This is a genomic window from Mesorhizobium sp. M0208 (assembly GCF_040322015.1).
GTDB lineage: Bacteria > Pseudomonadota > Alphaproteobacteria > Rhizobiales > Rhizobiaceae > Mesorhizobium.
This window is the reverse complement of record NZ_JAMYSP010000003.1, coordinates 221511-234497: the sequence shown is the minus strand read 5'-3', so window position 1 is coordinate 234497 and position 12987 is coordinate 221511. Positions and strand designations below refer to the sequence as shown.

The 12987-nt window shown below is 62.7% G+C and carries 20 protein-coding genes; 9 read left to right on the top strand and 11 right to left on the bottom strand.

The window, feature by feature from the left end:
• Window positions 1-60: 60 nt before the first annotated feature.
• Complete coding sequence (locus NKJ17_RS04970) at window positions 61-978, bottom strand: polyprenyl synthetase family protein (protein WP_352505009.1); 918 nt, start codon at window positions 976-978, stop codon at window positions 61-63.
• 79 nt (window positions 979-1057) lie between these two features.
• Between NKJ17_RS04970 and NKJ17_RS04965 the strand changes: the two genes are divergently transcribed.
• The 3 genes from NKJ17_RS04965 (at window position 1058) to NKJ17_RS04955 (ending at window position 2739) form a co-directional block, all read left to right on the top strand.
• On the top strand, window positions 1058-1816 hold the full coding sequence (locus NKJ17_RS04965) for a biosynthetic peptidoglycan transglycosylase (RefSeq protein ID WP_352505152.1): 759 nt from the start codon (window positions 1058-1060) through the stop codon (window positions 1814-1816).
• Window positions 1817-1955: 139 nt separating this feature from the next.
• Window positions 1956-2138, top strand: coding sequence for a 50S ribosomal protein L32 (gene rpmF, locus NKJ17_RS04960; protein WP_006203806.1), 183 nt, complete (start codon window positions 1956-1958; stop codon window positions 2136-2138).
• Window positions 2139-2337: 199 nt separating this feature from the next.
• Window positions 2338-2739, top strand: a complete 402-nt coding sequence (locus NKJ17_RS04955; protein WP_023720966.1) for a hypothetical protein — start codon at window positions 2338-2340, stop codon at window positions 2737-2739.
• A gap of 10 nt (window positions 2740-2749) precedes the next feature.
• Here the strand turns inward: NKJ17_RS04955 and NKJ17_RS04950 are convergent, their stop codons facing one another.
• From NKJ17_RS04950 to NKJ17_RS04940, 3 genes are all read right to left on the bottom strand, one after another.
• Window positions 2750-3181 carry a GlcG/HbpS family heme-binding protein gene (locus NKJ17_RS04950; RefSeq protein ID WP_352505008.1) on the bottom strand — a complete coding sequence of 144 codons (432 nt, stop codon included), beginning with the start codon at window positions 3179-3181 and terminating at the stop codon, window positions 2750-2752.
• A gap of 97 nt (window positions 3182-3278) precedes the next feature.
• On the bottom strand, window positions 3279-3509 hold the full coding sequence (locus tag NKJ17_RS04945) for a hypothetical protein (protein WP_023678501.1): 231 nt from the start codon (window positions 3507-3509) through the stop codon (window positions 3279-3281).
• A gap of 76 nt (window positions 3510-3585) precedes the next feature.
• Entirely contained in the window at window positions 3586-4110 is a 525-nt protein-coding gene (locus tag NKJ17_RS04940; RefSeq protein WP_352505007.1) for a winged helix-turn-helix transcriptional regulator, read from the bottom strand.
• 96 nt (window positions 4111-4206) lie between these two features.
• Here NKJ17_RS04940 and NKJ17_RS04935 point away from each other — a divergent pair, with 96 nt between their 5' ends.
• Entirely contained in the window at window positions 4207-5058 is an 852-nt protein-coding gene (locus tag NKJ17_RS04935) for an alpha/beta fold hydrolase (RefSeq protein ID WP_352505006.1), read from the top strand.
• A gap of 49 nt (window positions 5059-5107) precedes the next feature.
• Complete coding sequence (locus NKJ17_RS04930) at window positions 5108-5764, top strand: glutathione S-transferase family protein (protein WP_352505005.1); 657 nt, start codon at window positions 5108-5110, stop codon at window positions 5762-5764.
• 142 nt (window positions 5765-5906) lie between these two features.
• On the opposite strand, the gene NKJ17_RS04925 is transcribed toward NKJ17_RS04930, so the two are convergent.
• The 3 genes from NKJ17_RS04925 to NKJ17_RS04915 all read right to left on the bottom strand — a co-directional run bounded on the left by NKJ17_RS04925 (window position 5907) and on the right by NKJ17_RS04915 (window position 7764).
• On the bottom strand, window positions 5907-6194 hold the full coding sequence (locus NKJ17_RS04925) for an ArsR/SmtB family transcription factor (protein WP_023678497.1): 288 nt from the start codon (window positions 6192-6194) through the stop codon (window positions 5907-5909).
• A gap of 31 nt (window positions 6195-6225) precedes the next feature.
• Complete coding sequence (locus tag NKJ17_RS04920) at window positions 6226-7473, bottom strand: MFS transporter (RefSeq protein ID WP_023678496.1); 1248 nt, start codon at window positions 7471-7473, stop codon at window positions 6226-6228.
• Between the two features lie 96 nt (window positions 7474-7569).
• Window positions 7570-7764 (bottom strand): DUF1192 domain-containing protein, encoded by a 195-nt coding sequence (locus NKJ17_RS04915; protein ID WP_023678495.1) that lies wholly within the window; start codon window positions 7762-7764, stop codon window positions 7570-7572.
• Between the two features lie 124 nt (window positions 7765-7888).
• Here NKJ17_RS04915 and NKJ17_RS04910 point away from each other — a divergent pair, with 124 nt between their 5' ends.
• The 3 genes from NKJ17_RS04910 to NKJ17_RS04900 all read left to right on the top strand — a co-directional run bounded on the left by NKJ17_RS04910 (window position 7889) and on the right by NKJ17_RS04900 (window position 10221).
• Window positions 7889-8899, top strand: coding sequence for an NAD(P)H-quinone oxidoreductase (locus NKJ17_RS04910; RefSeq protein ID WP_352452476.1), 1011 nt, complete (start codon window positions 7889-7891; stop codon window positions 8897-8899).
• Window positions 8900-9031: 132 nt separating this feature from the next.
• Window positions 9032-9172 (top strand): DUF1127 domain-containing protein, encoded by a 141-nt coding sequence (locus tag NKJ17_RS04905; RefSeq protein ID WP_023720976.1) that lies wholly within the window; start codon window positions 9032-9034, stop codon window positions 9170-9172.
• A gap of 353 nt (window positions 9173-9525) precedes the next feature.
• Window positions 9526-10221, top strand: a complete 696-nt coding sequence (locus NKJ17_RS04900) for a DUF1013 domain-containing protein (protein ID WP_352505004.1) — start codon at window positions 9526-9528, stop codon at window positions 10219-10221.
• A 58-nt stretch (window positions 10222-10279) separates the two neighbouring features.
• On the opposite strand, the gene NKJ17_RS04895 is transcribed toward NKJ17_RS04900, so the two are convergent.
• The 3 genes from NKJ17_RS04895 to NKJ17_RS04885 all read right to left on the bottom strand — a co-directional run bounded on the left by NKJ17_RS04895 (window position 10280) and on the right by NKJ17_RS04885 (window position 11735).
• Complete coding sequence (locus NKJ17_RS04895; protein ID WP_023678491.1) at window positions 10280-10999, bottom strand: helix-turn-helix transcriptional regulator; 720 nt, start codon at window positions 10997-10999, stop codon at window positions 10280-10282.
• 18 nt (window positions 11000-11017) lie between these two features.
• Complete coding sequence (locus NKJ17_RS04890; RefSeq protein WP_352687287.1) at window positions 11018-11332, bottom strand: hypothetical protein; 315 nt, start codon at window positions 11330-11332, stop codon at window positions 11018-11020.
• A 235-nt stretch (window positions 11333-11567) separates the two neighbouring features.
• Complete coding sequence (locus tag NKJ17_RS04885; RefSeq protein WP_352505002.1) at window positions 11568-11735, bottom strand: hypothetical protein; 168 nt, start codon at window positions 11733-11735, stop codon at window positions 11568-11570.
• A gap of 203 nt (window positions 11736-11938) precedes the next feature.
• Between NKJ17_RS04885 and NKJ17_RS04880 the strand changes: the two genes are divergently transcribed.
• Window positions 11939-12100: a hypothetical protein gene (locus NKJ17_RS04880; RefSeq protein WP_008873884.1), complete on the top strand. Its 162-nt coding sequence runs from the start codon at window positions 11939-11941 to the stop codon at window positions 12098-12100.
• A 116-nt stretch (window positions 12101-12216) separates the two neighbouring features.
• Here NKJ17_RS04880 and NKJ17_RS04875 read toward each other — a convergent pair whose 3' ends face one another.
• Window positions 12217-12948 (bottom strand): SGNH/GDSL hydrolase family protein, encoded by a 732-nt coding sequence (locus NKJ17_RS04875; RefSeq protein ID WP_352505001.1) that lies wholly within the window; start codon window positions 12946-12948, stop codon window positions 12217-12219.
• Window positions 12949-12987 lie beyond the last annotated feature (39 nt).

Sequence of the window (12987 nt, the reverse complement as noted above, 5' to 3'; positions counted from 1 at the left end):
AAGGCATCTGGCCGAACAGTCGGCAATTCTCCGTGACTGTACGGCGCCATGGGAGCGCTTTTAATTGTTGCGGGCTGCTACGAACTGCGCCGCTTGTTTCAGAAGCGCGGCTTGTGCGCCAAAAGGCTCGAGCAGCGCATGAGCCTGGTCGACGAGGCCCTGGAGCTGGTCCCGCGCCCAGCCCGGTCCGTGCAGCGCGACCAGCGTCGCCTTGCCGGCCGCGGCGTCCTTGCCCGTGGCCTTGCCCATCTGATGCGCGTCGGCGGTCAGGTCGAGCAGATCGTCGGCAAGTTGAAAGGCAAGCCCGATCGCCGAACCAAATTCGGCCAGCCTTTCGCGGTCGCCCGACGGCGCGCCGGCAAGCATGGCTCCCGCTTCGCAGGCAAAGCGGATCAGCGCACCGGTTTTCATCGCCTGAAGCCGGATGATGCCGGCCTCGTCCGGCCGGCTTTGTTCGGCCTCGAGATCGAGCATCTGGCCGCCGACCATGCTTCCCGCCCCGGCGGCACGGGCCAGTGCCAGCACCAGCGCTGCCCTGCGCTCGGCCGGCAGCATTGTCGCCTCGTCGGCAAGGATGTCGAAGGCAAGTGTCAGCAAGGCGTCGCCGGCAAGAATGGCGGTCGCCTCATCGAAAGCCCTGTGCACGGTCGGCTGGCCGCGGCGCAAATCGTCGTCGTCCATGGCCGGCAGATCGTCATGGATGAGCGAATAGCAGTGCACGCATTCGAGCGCCGCCGCCACGCGCAGCGCCGCCTCGCCGTCGGCTGAAAACAGTGCAGCACTTTCCATAACCAGGAAGGGACGCAGTCGTTTGCCGCCGTTCAGCACGCCATGTCGCATTGCCGCCATCAGGCGTTCGGGCCGCGCGACCTCGCCTGAAAGCGTGCGTCCGTCGAGCAACCGCCTCAGCAGCGCCTCGAGCGGAACTGCCCGGGCAATAAGTGCAGCTTCGAACGCCATTTGGTCGTCTTTCGTCATGGTCGGGAGCGGTAGCCGACACTCAGACGTTGCGCAAGAAGCCAAGCGCCATTATGCCGGGGGCAGGGAGTAGCGCGGACTGGGTGGCTTGGCGGAACCGATCGTCGATCACGAAACCGAAGGGTTGGACATGGCGAGACCGAGACGCGGCAGCCGCATCGGTCTTCAACGCTGGGTCCGGCGCGGCATCGCCGTCGCCGTCGTGCTGGCGCTGGTGCCGGTGCTGCTGACCTTCCTGTACCTGCCGTCATTCGTGCATCCGGTGTCGACATTGATGCTGAAGGACCTGGCGACGTTTTCCGGCTACGATCGGCGCTGGGTTTCCATCGACGAGGTCGCGCCGGTGCTGGCATATTCGGTCATCATGTCGGAGGACGGGCAGTTCTGTTTCCATCGCGGCGTCGATCTGGGCGAGTTGCGCGGCGTTGTCGACGATGCGCTCGCCGGCGAGATGACACGTGGCGCCTCGACCATCACCATGCAGACGGTAAAGAACCTTTATCTATGGTCGCGGCCGTTGGGCTCGGTCCGTAAGGTCGTCGAACTGCCGCTGGCCGTCTATTTCGATGCGGTGCTGTCGAAACGGCGGATCATGGAGATCTACCTCAACATCGCCGAATGGGGACCGGGCGTCTACGGCATCGAGGCCGCCGCCCAGCATCATTTCGGCGTCTCGGCAAAACAGCTGTCGCGCCGGCAGGCAGCGCTGCTTGCCGTCACCTTGCCGAACCCGATCGTGCGCAATCCAGCGAAGCCCGGGCCAGGACTGAGGCGGCTTGCCGCGTTGATCGAGCGGCGCGCGGGCCGCGCCGGCGCCTATGTCGGTTGCCTGCGATAGTGTCAAAAAAAAACACGGCGACGCTGGCCAAAACGCCATCGGGCGTGTATAGGCAGCCGACTTTCTCAGATTCCGGCCCCTGATGTGGCCCTTTCACGAGGGCCGCCGGGGCGTTTTGACCATGTAGTGGAGCATATCCATGGCCGTTCCGAAACGAAAAACCTCTCCGTCGAAGCGCGGCATGCGCCGTTCCGCCGACGCACTGAAGGCCCCGACCTATGTCGAGGACAAGAACTCCGGCGAGATGCGCCGTCCGCACCATATCGACCTGAAGACCGGCATGTATCGCGGTCGCCAGGTTCTGGAGCCGAAGGAAAGCTGAGAGAGCTTTCGACGGTTTACAGGTTGCGAAGCGACCGGCCATTGGCCGGTCTTTTTGCGTTTGTGACAACTGATCGTATCAGCCGGGCCTGACATTGTTGTTTCACGCCGTCTTTGTCCGTGTTTATCGGTCGCACGAAAATTCTTGACGGCGAACGCCGGGCGCACTCTACAAAGATCAGTCCAACCGGAGCCGCCACATGTTCGGTGCCATCCCGCTGCTGATCGTGCCTTTCATCCTCTACAATCTCGGGCTTCTAGGAATATTCGGTAGCGGCGACGATCCGTGGGCGACCGAAATGTTTTCGGTCCGGATGATGTCGGGTGGCGTGTTCTCGATGACCCTGGGCGATCTCATCGTGCTGATCGCACTGATCTTCTTGTTCGTCGAAGTAGTGAAGTCGACGCGTACGACAAATGCCTCGATCATGGACCACCTTTTGTCGACCTTCGTCTTTGTGGCCTATCTGGTCGAGTTCCTGCTGGTGAAGGGCGCCGCCCATTCTGTTTTCTTCACACTGATGGTCATAGCGCTGATCGACGTGCTGGCCGGCTTTTCGGTGTCGATGCGGTCGGCCAGCCGCGACATCAATATGAATTAAGGATCCCGGCTCAGCCCGGGTCGGCGCCAAAGCCAGCCGCCTCGATGCCGGCGATGGCTGCCGTTTCGTCATTGTCGGACGTGTCGCCGGAAATGCCGACGGCGCCGATGATCGTGCCGGCCTCGTCGCGGATCAGCACGCCGCCGACGACCGGCAGGACGCGCCCGCCCGACACGTCGGAGACGCCGGCGATCAGATGCGGGCGCTCCTTGGCGAAGGCTTCCACCCGGCGCGAGCCCATGCCGATAGCGAGCGCGCCATAGGCCTTGCCGGCCGACATTTGCGGACGCAGGAACGACGCGCCGTCCTGACGCTGGAACGCGACCAGATGGGCGCCGGCGTCGAGCACCGAGACGCCAAGCGGCCTGAGCTTGAGCTCGGCACCCTTGGCAAAGGCGGCGGCGATGATTTCAAGGGCTTTGTCGAGCGTCAGTGCGGTCATGGCCGTCTCCTAAACGCCAGTTATCAACCGGCAGAACAGATCGCGGTGAAACTGTTTCGCGTACGAAAGGAAGCAGTGGGATCCAGGGAGCGCCGGCTTATTTCTTCTTGGCGCGAGGCTTCTTCACCGGCGCCGGAGGCGCATTGGCCAGGTCTTCCGCTTCCTTGGCGAGGCGCAGCGCCCGCAGCTTGTTGGTTTTGGCTTGGCGCGCGTCGCTCTCGGCGACATATTCCGCCATCGCCTTCTGGCGCACCGTGGCTGCCTCTTCCTGTTTCTTGAAACGCAAATCGGCCCGCGCACGGGCAGTGTCCTTAGAGTTCTCGACCAAGAGCGTTATCCAATCCCGTAAATTATCTTCAGTCCCTTGATAGCAGAGCCAGCCCGCAATTGGGAAAATAAGTTGGTCATGGCGCCGGATCGCAGCCGACTCGCTCCGCGTTGCGGGCGACCACCGCATCGTATCCGGCCTGCAAGATCGCGCGGACAGCGGGTCCAGTTGGCGCGGGAGATGTGCCCAGATGCTCGTAGCGTAACTCGTTCATGAACTGCTCCCACATCGGCGGGCCGCCTTTTTCCAGAAGCTCGGCACGGATCGAGAGCTCGTCGCTGACCGGCAGCCAGACGCGGCCCCAGGCGCCGAGATGGGCCAGGATCGGCACCAGCGTAATCGCCATTTCGGTCAGGCTGTAGATCGCCTTTTGCTTGTGGGAGGGATCGCCCGTCTTGGTCAGCATGCCGAGCTCCATCAGCCGCTTCAGCCGGTCGGCGAGGATGTTGGAGGCGATGCCCTCCATCGAGCCGTTGAGCAGTTCGCGAAAGTGGCGTCTGCCGCCGAAGATGATGTCGCGAAGGATGATCAGGCTCCACCGGTCGCCGAACACTTCGAGCGACAGGTTGATGGGGCATCCGGACCGACGATCGATGTTCATGCGAATCTCCAAAACCGGTTGCATTATTGTATCGGTTTTAATATCGTGCAACTGATTGCAATTTGCAATCGGATCGGAAGCCCACGGAGGAAAACCATGAAAAGCGCCGGACACCCCGAAATCGTATCGCAGACCTTCGGCGACCCGGCCCATCCGGCGGTGTTGTTGATCATGGGCGCGATGGCTTCCATGCTTTGGTGGCCCGAAGCGTTTTGCCGGAAGCTGGCCGGCGAGGGTTGCTTCGTGATCCGCTATGACAATCGCGATACCGGCCGTTCGACCAAATACGCGCCGGGCGAGCCGCCTTATACATTCGACGACATGGCGGACGATGCTATCAGCGTCCTTGACGACCATGGAATCCGAAAGGCGCATATGGTCGGCATGTCGATGGGCGGCATGATCGCGCAGCTCGTTGCGTTGAAATACCCGTCGCGTGTCACTTCGCTGACGGTGATCAGCAGCTCGCCCTTGGGCATCGATACGTCGCATCTGCGCGGAACCACCGAGGCCTATAGGAGACATTCGGCCGAAGGCGCGAAGGTCGACTGGTCGGACCGGGGCCAAGTGGTCGATTTCATCGTTAAGGACGCGCATGCGCTCACCGGTGCGGCGCACTCTTTCGACGAGCAGCGAACACGGGCTTTCGTCGAACAGGATTATGACCGGTCCGGCGGTTTTCTAAGTGCGACCAATCATTTCATGCTCAAAAGTGGCGAAGATGGGAGCGGCGAGGACTGGACCGGTCGGCTGCGCGACATGAAAATCCCACTCCTTGTTATCCACGGCACCGACGATCCCATCTTTCCAGTCGAGCATGGCGCCGCTCTTGCCGACGCGGTCGCCGGTGCAAGGCTGCTCCGGATCGAGGGCGGTGGCCACGAACTGCATCCCGACGACTGGGCTGCGATCATCGATGCCATCGTCGCCCACAGCCAGGCCAGATAGTTATCCGACCCCGACACCGCGAGACAGACCACCCAAGGAACGAAAAACAATGTCCCTGATTATGCACCTTCATCCACTGGCCTCCTTCTGCTGGAAACCGCTGATCGCGCTCTATGAGAACGGCACGCCATTCACATCCGTCGTTGTCGATCTCGGCAATGAACAGTCGCGCGCCGCGTTTCTGAAATTGTGGCCGCTCGGCAAGATGCCGGTGCTGCGCGATGAAGCGCTGGACCGGACCGTGCCGGAATCGACGATCGTCATCGAATATCTCAACGCGTATTATCCTGGGCCGGTCGAACTGATCCCCGCCGATCTCGATCTCGCTCGCCAGACCCGGCTCGCCGACCGCTTCTATGACTTCTATGTCCAGGAACCGATGCAGAAGATCGTTGGTGACCGGCTGCGGCCGGAGGGCAAGACCGATCCGTTCGGCGTCGAGCAGGCCCGCGCCCAGCTGCGCAGCTCCTACGCCATCATTGAACAGGACATGCAGTCGACGACATGGGCGGTGGGTGCGAGCTTCACCATGGCCGACTGCGCTGCCGCCCCCGCGCTGTTCTACGCCAACAAGGTCGAGCCGTTCGGAGACGAATATCCTGCGGTCAGGCGCTATCACGACCGGTTGCTGCAACGCCCCTCGGTTGCCCGTGTGATCGAGGAAGCGCAGCCGTATTTCAAGCTCTTCCCCTACAACAATGGCTAGAGTAGTTCATCGTTCACGGAAACGCCGAACCGCTCTGTCTCTTTGTTTTTGCGCAATTCCGCACGGAAAACCGTTTCACACTTTTCCTGGAATTGCTCTAGGCCCGATGCTGCATAGTTGCTCGACGCGCTGACGATGCCTCTCAGCTTCCGGGTGAACCGAGCTGCTCCGCATCCCAGAACTGGTCAAGCCAGATGTTGAGCTTCAGGAAGCCGGCATTGCTGACCGTATAGACGCGCCTGGTGCCTTCCGGCTTGGCGTTGACCAACCCCGCATCAAGCAGCACCTTCAGGTGCTGCGAAACGGCCGGGCGGGACACCGGCAAGCCGGATGCCAATTCGTTGACGGTCTTCGGTCCGCGCCGGAGCTCTTCCAAGAGATGGCGCCGGTTGGGATCGGCAATCGCCATGAAGGCGTCGGAAAGCATCATGCCTTATTTGTGGGGCAAAGCGCCTCGAATCTCAACTGTCGGCTTCAGCTTTTCTACGCGGGTCGAGCCGCAACGCTTCCGGCGTCACCGAGCGATCGGCGGGCTGGGTCTTGAAGGCATCGCGGCCTTCGATCGGCACCGGCGCGCGACGGCTGATGCGCAGCAGCGTATAGCCAGCCAGGCTGAGATGCGCGAGCGCAGTGGCCAGGAACAGCCCCTCAGGGCGCATCCAGCCCATCAGGCCGGCGGCCACCAGCGGACCGATCATCGTGCCGAAGCCATAAAGCAGCAGCAGGCCGCCCGACACTTTGACGAAGTCCTCCGATCGCGCATGGTCATTGGCATGCGCCACCGCGATCGAATAGAGCGTGTAGGCGAAGGCGCCGTAGGCGGCGGTGCAGACGATGACGAAGACGCCGGAGCGCGGTTCGAACAGGAAGATGGCGATGGCAAACAGCGCAGCGCCGAAGGCCGCGCCCGCCAGCACGAAACGACGGTCCGTCGTGTCGGAGAGCCGCCCGGCCGGAAGCTGCATGGCAGCGCCGGCGATGACCACGAGGCTCATCATCAGCGCGATCTCGGCTGTCGAGATGCCGATGCGCGCTCCATAGACGGCACCAAGTGTACCCCAGGCGCCGTTGGCGATGCCGATCAGCACGCAAGCGATCGCCGACACCGGCGAATTGACGTAGAGCCCCTTGACGTCAAGCGACACGTCCTGCAGCGGCTTGGGGTGAGACGCCGTCGAGACCGCCGTCGGGATCAGCGACAGGCAGAACAGAATGCCGGTGATCATGAACAGCGACGCCGATCTCACATCGCCGCCGGCAACGATCATCTGACCGCCCATGATCGAGGCATAGGTGACCATCATGTAGAGGCCGAAGACGGTGCCGCGGTTTTCGTTGGTGGCCTTCTCGTTGAGCCAGCTTTCGATGACCATGAAGGCGCCGGCCATGGTGAAGCCGGTGAAGGCGCGCAGCAGGATCCAGGTATATTCGTCGATGATCAGGCCGGTGAGCAGTGCGACGATCGCTCCCGATGCGGCAAAGGCGCCGAAAGCCCTGACATGACCGGCGCGGCGCACGATGCGTGGCGCAAAGAAGCAGCCGGTGACGAAGCCGCCGGCCCAAGCCGTGCCCATCAGGCCGAGCGATGCCGTCGAGAAGCCCTCCACCTGGCCGCGCAGCGGCAACAGCAGACCGTGCAGTCCGGATGCCGCCAACAGGAACGCGGTGCCGCGCAGCAGCGAGAGGATCGGTCTGTAGCTTGCGAACATTTTTCAATCCGGCTGGGGTTTAGGGCACAAGTCTGGAGACAGCGGCATTCGGGCTTTTCGGCGGCGTGCCCGAGCTTTTGGAATTACCCGCAGTAACTACCCACGGCGAAACAGCGCCTCTGCCGCCGACTTGGTCGAGCCCTTGGTCTTGAGCTCGGCTTCCAGCCGGGCGATCTCGTCGCGCAGGATGCCGATCCGTTCGGACAATTCATCGACAGAAAGCAGCGACAGATCCTGCCCGATCTCGTGCGGGCGCGCTTTCTTCTTGGGTTCGTCGTCGAAGATCGCCATCGTCGCTCCTCCGTGATTGCCCATTTGCCTGATTTGCCAATGAGCATACATAGGGCAAGGGTATGGATGCAAATGGCGGGCAAGAGCTGGCACGAGAAACCGGCGGAGCACGACGGGAAAATTCATGGCGAACGCACAGAAAATTCCGGCGAAGATGATGGCGATCGCCATATCGGAACCGGGCGGGCCGCGGGTGCTGAAAGCGGAAACCCGCGACGTACCGGTTCCCGGTCCCGGCGAGATCCTGATCCGGGTGCGGGCCGCCGGCGTCAACCGGCCGGACGTGCAACAGCGCAAGGGCGCCTATCCGCCACCGCCGGGAGCGTCGGATCTGCCGGGCCTGGAAGCAGCAGGCGAAGTCGCTGCCCTTGGTGATGAGATATCGCGCTGGCGCGTCGGCGATCGGGTCTGTGCGCTGACGGCGGGCGGCGGCTATGCCGAATATGTCAGAGTGCACGCCGGCAGCGTGCTGCCGCTGCCCGCCGGCTTTACCTACACCGAAGCGGCGGCGTTGCCGGAGAACTACTTCACTGTTTGGCACAATGTCTTCGAGCGCGGCGGCCTGAAGAGCGGCGAGACCCTGCTCGTGCATGGCGGCTCGTCGGGTATCGGCACCACGGCGATCCAGCTTGCTGCCGCTTTCGGCGCCTATGTCGTCACCACCGCCGGCAGCAAGGAGAAATGCGACGCCTGCCTCAAGCTCGGCGCCGACCGGGCGATCAACTACCGCGAGGAGGACTTCGTCGCCGCAGTCAAGGAGGCAACCGGCGGCAAGGGCGCCAATGTCATCCTCGACATGGTCGGCGGCGACTATGTGGCGCGGAACTATGAGGCTGCAGCCATGGAAGGCCGCATCGTCCAGATCGCGACGCAGGGCGGAGCGGTGGCGAGCGCCGATTTCTTCAAGATCATGGCAAAGCGGCTCGTGCACACGGGATCGCTGCTCCGGCCACGCACCGTGGAGTTCAAGGCGGCAGTCGCGGCGGCACTGGAGGCGCAGGTTTGGCCGCTGCTCGGCACGCGCAAGGTTGCGCCGGTGATGGACACGATCTTCCCGCTCAAGGAAGCCTGGCGGGCGCATGAGCGGATGGAGGAGGGTGAGCACATCGGCAAGATTGTGCTCGATGTCGCCTGACGACCGGCAAACAGACTGAACGAAAGCTTAATGGTGCAATGCAACAAACGCATTGCGGCCATGCAAAAGCGTCTGTTCAATTTTTCATCGCCGATGCCTACTTACGCGGCATCGAAACGATGGAGGACTACCATGAACCCGATCCGCGCTTTCCGTAACTGGCGCATGTACAACGAAACCGTGCGCGAACTGAACCGGCTGAACGCTCGTCAGCTCAACGACCTCGGCATCAACCGCGGCGACATCGAGAGAATCGCCCGCCAAGGGCTTTGATCTCGAGCACGATCCCGCCCGAAGACCGGGCGTTGCTTTTCCGCAACGCCGAGCCGCGGTTCGGGATCAAGCTTTAGAAGCCAGAGCCGCAGCAGACGGATTTCCGTCGCCGGTTCCGAGCCCGCCCGACCTTGGTCTGGCGGGCTTTGTCTTTTTGAAGCTTTCGACTGCATGGCGTCATCTGCCGACCCTTCGCGGTCTGCTGGTCGCGCTGCCGTGCCGTCCTTGACGCGCGCCTGCCAAAAACATTGCGAAACGGCGAGCGAGCGGTTATATAGGCCGCGATTTTCCCATTTGGTGGCTCTAAACCACCGCCCGCGCGGGAACGCGGGCGAACGAGAAGGATTTTTGTAATGGCCAATACGCTGCTGATGCCAAAGGCGACCGCCGTCTGGCTGGTTGACAACACAGCGCTTTCCTTCGAGCAGATCGCGCAGTTCTGCGGACTGCATCCGCTTGAGGTCAAGGCGATCGCCGACGGCGAGTCGGCGCAAGGCATCAAGGGCATGGACCCGATCATGACCGGCCAGCTCACTCGCGACGAGATCGCGCGCGCCGAGAAGGACGCCAACCACCGGCTGAAGCTCTCCGATCCCAAGGTGCGGGTGCCGGAATCCAAACGCAAGGGTCCGCGCTACACGCCGCTGTCGAAGCGCCAGGACCGGCCCAACGCCATCCTCTGGCTGGTGCGCAACCATCCCGAGCTCAAGGATGCGCAGATTGCCCGCCTTGTCGGCACAACGAAGTCGACGATCGACCAGATCCGCGACAGAAAGCACTGGAACTCCGCCAATCTCCAGCCGATGGATCCAGTGACACTCGGCCTGACGTCGCAGATCGACCTCGATATGGAAATCAACCGCGCCTCGCGCGGCCGTGAGCAGGCGCAGCCGGTCGGCGATACGCTGCTGCCGGCCGCCTTGACCGAACGACTGGTGCCGGCGCCGGAAAAGCCGAAAGACGAGGACCAGGAACTCGACGCCAACGCCGTCTTCGCCAAGCTTTCGGCGCTGAAGTCGAAGGACAAGGACGCCGACGAAGAGGAATAGGTCTGGCATCCAAAACAAAAAGCCCGCTTTCAAGCGGGCTTTTTTGTGATCTTCCGTGTCAGCTTCGCGCCGCCCGGTCCGGCGCCATGCCGTAATCCTCGCTGCGCTCCACCGCGCGATAGAAATCGGCGAGCTGCTTGCCGCGCTCCGGCTTGAAGGTGCGGCCGGCGATGACCACCGAGGCGATGCGGTCGATGCGGAAGGCGCGGAAATCGCCGCGCATCTCACACCAGGCGACCAAGGTCCACACCTTGCCCCAGAACCACAGGCCGAGCGGGCGGATGTCGCGCGCGGTGCTGCGGCCGGCCTCATCCGAATAGTCGATGGTCAGCACCTGACGTTTCTCGATGGACCGCTCGATCAGGTCGATGGCTTCGCGGGCGGCATCGCTTACCACCCACATCGGCGTGTGGATCTCGGTACGGGCGATGCGGTCCTTTTCGGCGTCGGGCAACACGGCGCCTATCTTGACCAGCGCCTCGTCGGCGGCTCGCGCCATGGCCGCGCCACCAAAGGCGCGCACCATGCGGGCGCCGGCGACCAGCGCGACGATCTCGTCACGCGTGAACATCAGCGGCGGAAGGTCGAAACCCTCCCTCATCATGTAGCCGACACCGGCCTCGCCGTCGATCGGCACGCCGGTCGACTGCAGGTCTGCGATGTCGCGATAGATCGTCCGCTCGGAAACCTCGAGCCACGTGCCCAGCTTCTGGGCGGTGACCAGACGACCACCACGCAGATGCTGCACGATCTGGAAGAGCCTGTCGGCGCGGCGCATCGTATGGTCCCTCGGCGTCTATCGTTCCAGCCCTTCGCGCTTGCGCTGCGCGGCGACGAAGGCCGCGCCGAAGGACAGTTTCTTCGTTGTCGGCGTGCTTGCGTCGACCACCCGCCAGAACGGCGCAACGTCGCCCAGCGCCATACCACGCTCAAGATCCTCGTTGGCGGCCTCGGCGACGGTGCGCAGATGATAGCCGATGGTGACCGGACATGCCATCTCGGCATCGTGCTCGATGGCGAGAGCGGTGCGCAAAGCGCGGATATCCACGTCCATGCCTTCGGGGATGGAGCGGATGAATGCATGGACCTGGCGAGCTGTAGGAACCAGCATCGGCTGGCCTTCGACGACGTCGCCGATGGTGCGTGGCGACGGTCTTAATGCCGTTGAGGCCAGGCGTGTTCAGCCTGTCGTTCCAGCTTTTCATCGATCGTCCTCTCGGCCATCCGGCTTCGGCGGCCATCGCACTATGGCACGAGCCTCCTGACACCATACTGTCAGGAGGCTTCAGCATGCCCATTTCAGCTCGTCGCCAGGTCGCATCCAAACGCCACGCAGAAAGCTTGCCTCAATTGCTGCCATTGCGGCGGTCGCCATACATGTCCGGCCAACCAATATCCTTGCGGATGTCCGCCGGCAGGGTGTTCATGAATCGCTGGGTGCGGATCTCATTGCGGATCGTCCGGATCTTGCCGACATAGTGCTGCACGCTACGCAGAATGGTAATGCCGTTCATGGCTGGTCTCCTCTCTTTCGATGCAGGCACTATCGCACACCCCTGCTGACAGCAGTCTGTCAGGAGGGTGCGGCTCTCATGACCGGCGTTCCGATTTATCCATCGAAGTGACAAGGCAGTGCTGAAAAGAGGCCTGCCGCACTGGAAAGACGGCGATCGCGGAGCCGCTTTGACAGCCAGCCGCGATGCTGATCAAAGGCTGCATGTCGAAACTTCTCGCGCTCGTCATCATCGCCATGATGGTCATCCAGCTCATCAAGCCGCTCGGCTGGCCCGGACTGAAGCGGCGCAGCGATTTCTGGAAGCTGGCGCTGCTGGCGATGGCGGCGATTTCGATTACGGCGGTGCTCGGGCACTGGACGTGATGCATGTCGCGCAAACGTGTGCAGCGGTTTTGCGACAACGACATGCATGGAAACAGTACCTGAAGCGCGTCGGATGAGGCCAATCGAACGCGACGCGCTTTAGTGCCGGCGGCCCGCTACGCGACGCCCGGTTCGTTGCCGAGCACCAGGCTGACCAGATGTTCCGCCCAGGCTCGGTAGCCGGCTTCCGAAGCATGAAATCCATCCGACGCAAAGCCGGCCTCGGCATCGGTGATCGGCAGGCGGGGCGCCGGTATGGCGCCGCGCTCGAGGCAAAGGCGCGCGCCCATCCGGTTCATTTCGACGGCACGGATTTCGAGAATCTTGCCGAGCAGCGGCGGCATCGCCGGCGCCCGGGTGAACTCAAGCACCGGCGACCACACGACGCGCGCCTCCGGCCATTTGGCGCGCAGCGCGTAAAGCAGCCCGCCAAACTCGCGCTTGAACCGCGGTACCGAATGAAAATTCTTGGTGTCGTTGGTGCCGATGGCCAGCACGATATGCGTCCACGGATCGGCCGATAGATTGGGCAGCACATGATCGCGGATCTGGCCGGAGGTTGCCGAGTTGAAGCCGGCTGACCGCCAGCGCACGATGCGGCCGGTGCGTTGCGCAATCAGAACGGCCAGTTGCGCGGCCAATCCGTTTTCGGAATTGCCGATGCCTACCGAGGCGGCGGAGGAATCGCCAAGCACCAGAACCGAGATTGCTGGCGTCAGGCCAGATATCTCGTGAATGACCGGACCTTGTGCCGGCAGCATGCGGGTGGTGCGGCGACGCACGCCAAGTCCTTGCCAGACATAGACCGGAAAGGCGAACCAGGTGAGAAGGGTCGGAAAGCGCCGCATGGCAAGTCCCTTTTAGGGCATAGCGAACAGCACTTAGCG

Excerpts from the sequence above, each read along its gene's own strand:
- NKJ17_RS04950 (WP_352505008.1), bottom strand. The coding sequence starts at position 3,181 with ATGACCGCACTGACGCTCGACAAAGCCCTTGAAATCATCGCCGCCGCC.
- NKJ17_RS04905 (WP_023720976.1), top strand. The coding sequence starts at position 9,032 with ATGAACCCGATCCGCGCTTTCCGTAACTGGCGCATGTACAACGAAACC.
- NKJ17_RS04895 (WP_023678491.1), bottom strand. The coding sequence starts at position 10,999 with ATGCGCCGCGCCGACAGGCTCTTCCAGATCGTGCAGCATCTGCGTGGT.
- NKJ17_RS04880 (WP_008873884.1), top strand. The coding sequence starts at position 11,939 with ATGTCGAAACTTCTCGCGCTCGTCATCATCGCCATGATGGTCATCCAG.
- NKJ17_RS04885 (WP_352505002.1), bottom strand. The coding sequence starts at position 11,735 with ATGAACGGCATTACCATTCTGCGTAGCGTGCAGCACTATGTCGGCAAG.
- NKJ17_RS04930 (WP_352505005.1), top strand. The coding sequence starts at position 5,108 with ATGTCCCTGATTATGCACCTTCATCCACTGGCCTCCTTCTGCTGGAAA.
- NKJ17_RS04890 (WP_352687287.1), bottom strand. The coding sequence starts at position 11,332 with ATGCTGGTTCCTACAGCTCGCCAGGTCCATGCATTCATCCGCTCCATC.
- NKJ17_RS04920 (WP_023678496.1), bottom strand. The coding sequence starts at position 7,473 with ATGTTCGCAAGCTACAGACCGATCCTCTCGCTGCTGCGCGGCACCGCG.
- NKJ17_RS04940 (WP_352505007.1), bottom strand. The coding sequence starts at position 4,110 with ATGAACATCGATCGTCGGTCCGGATGCCCCATCAACCTGTCGCTCGAA.
- NKJ17_RS04955 (WP_023720966.1), top strand. The coding sequence starts at position 2,338 with ATGTTCGGTGCCATCCCGCTGCTGATCGTGCCTTTCATCCTCTACAAT.
- NKJ17_RS04875 (WP_352505001.1), bottom strand. The coding sequence starts at position 12,948 with ATGCGGCGCTTTCCGACCCTTCTCACCTGGTTCGCCTTTCCGGTCTAT.
- rpmF (WP_006203806.1), top strand. The coding sequence starts at position 1,956 with ATGGCCGTTCCGAAACGAAAAACCTCTCCGTCGAAGCGCGGCATGCGC.
- NKJ17_RS04925 (WP_023678497.1), bottom strand. The coding sequence starts at position 6,194 with ATGATGCTTTCCGACGCCTTCATGGCGATTGCCGATCCCAACCGGCGC.
- NKJ17_RS04970 (WP_352505009.1), bottom strand. The coding sequence starts at position 978 with ATGACGAAAGACGACCAAATGGCGTTCGAAGCTGCACTTATTGCCCGG.
- NKJ17_RS04900 (WP_352505004.1), top strand. The coding sequence starts at position 9,526 with ATGGCCAATACGCTGCTGATGCCAAAGGCGACCGCCGTCTGGCTGGTT.
- NKJ17_RS04915 (WP_023678495.1), bottom strand. The coding sequence starts at position 7,764 with ATGGCGATCTTCGACGACGAACCCAAGAAGAAAGCGCGCCCGCACGAG.
- NKJ17_RS04910 (WP_352452476.1), top strand. The coding sequence starts at position 7,889 with ATGGCGAACGCACAGAAAATTCCGGCGAAGATGATGGCGATCGCCATA.
- NKJ17_RS04935 (WP_352505006.1), top strand. The coding sequence starts at position 4,207 with ATGAAAAGCGCCGGACACCCCGAAATCGTATCGCAGACCTTCGGCGAC.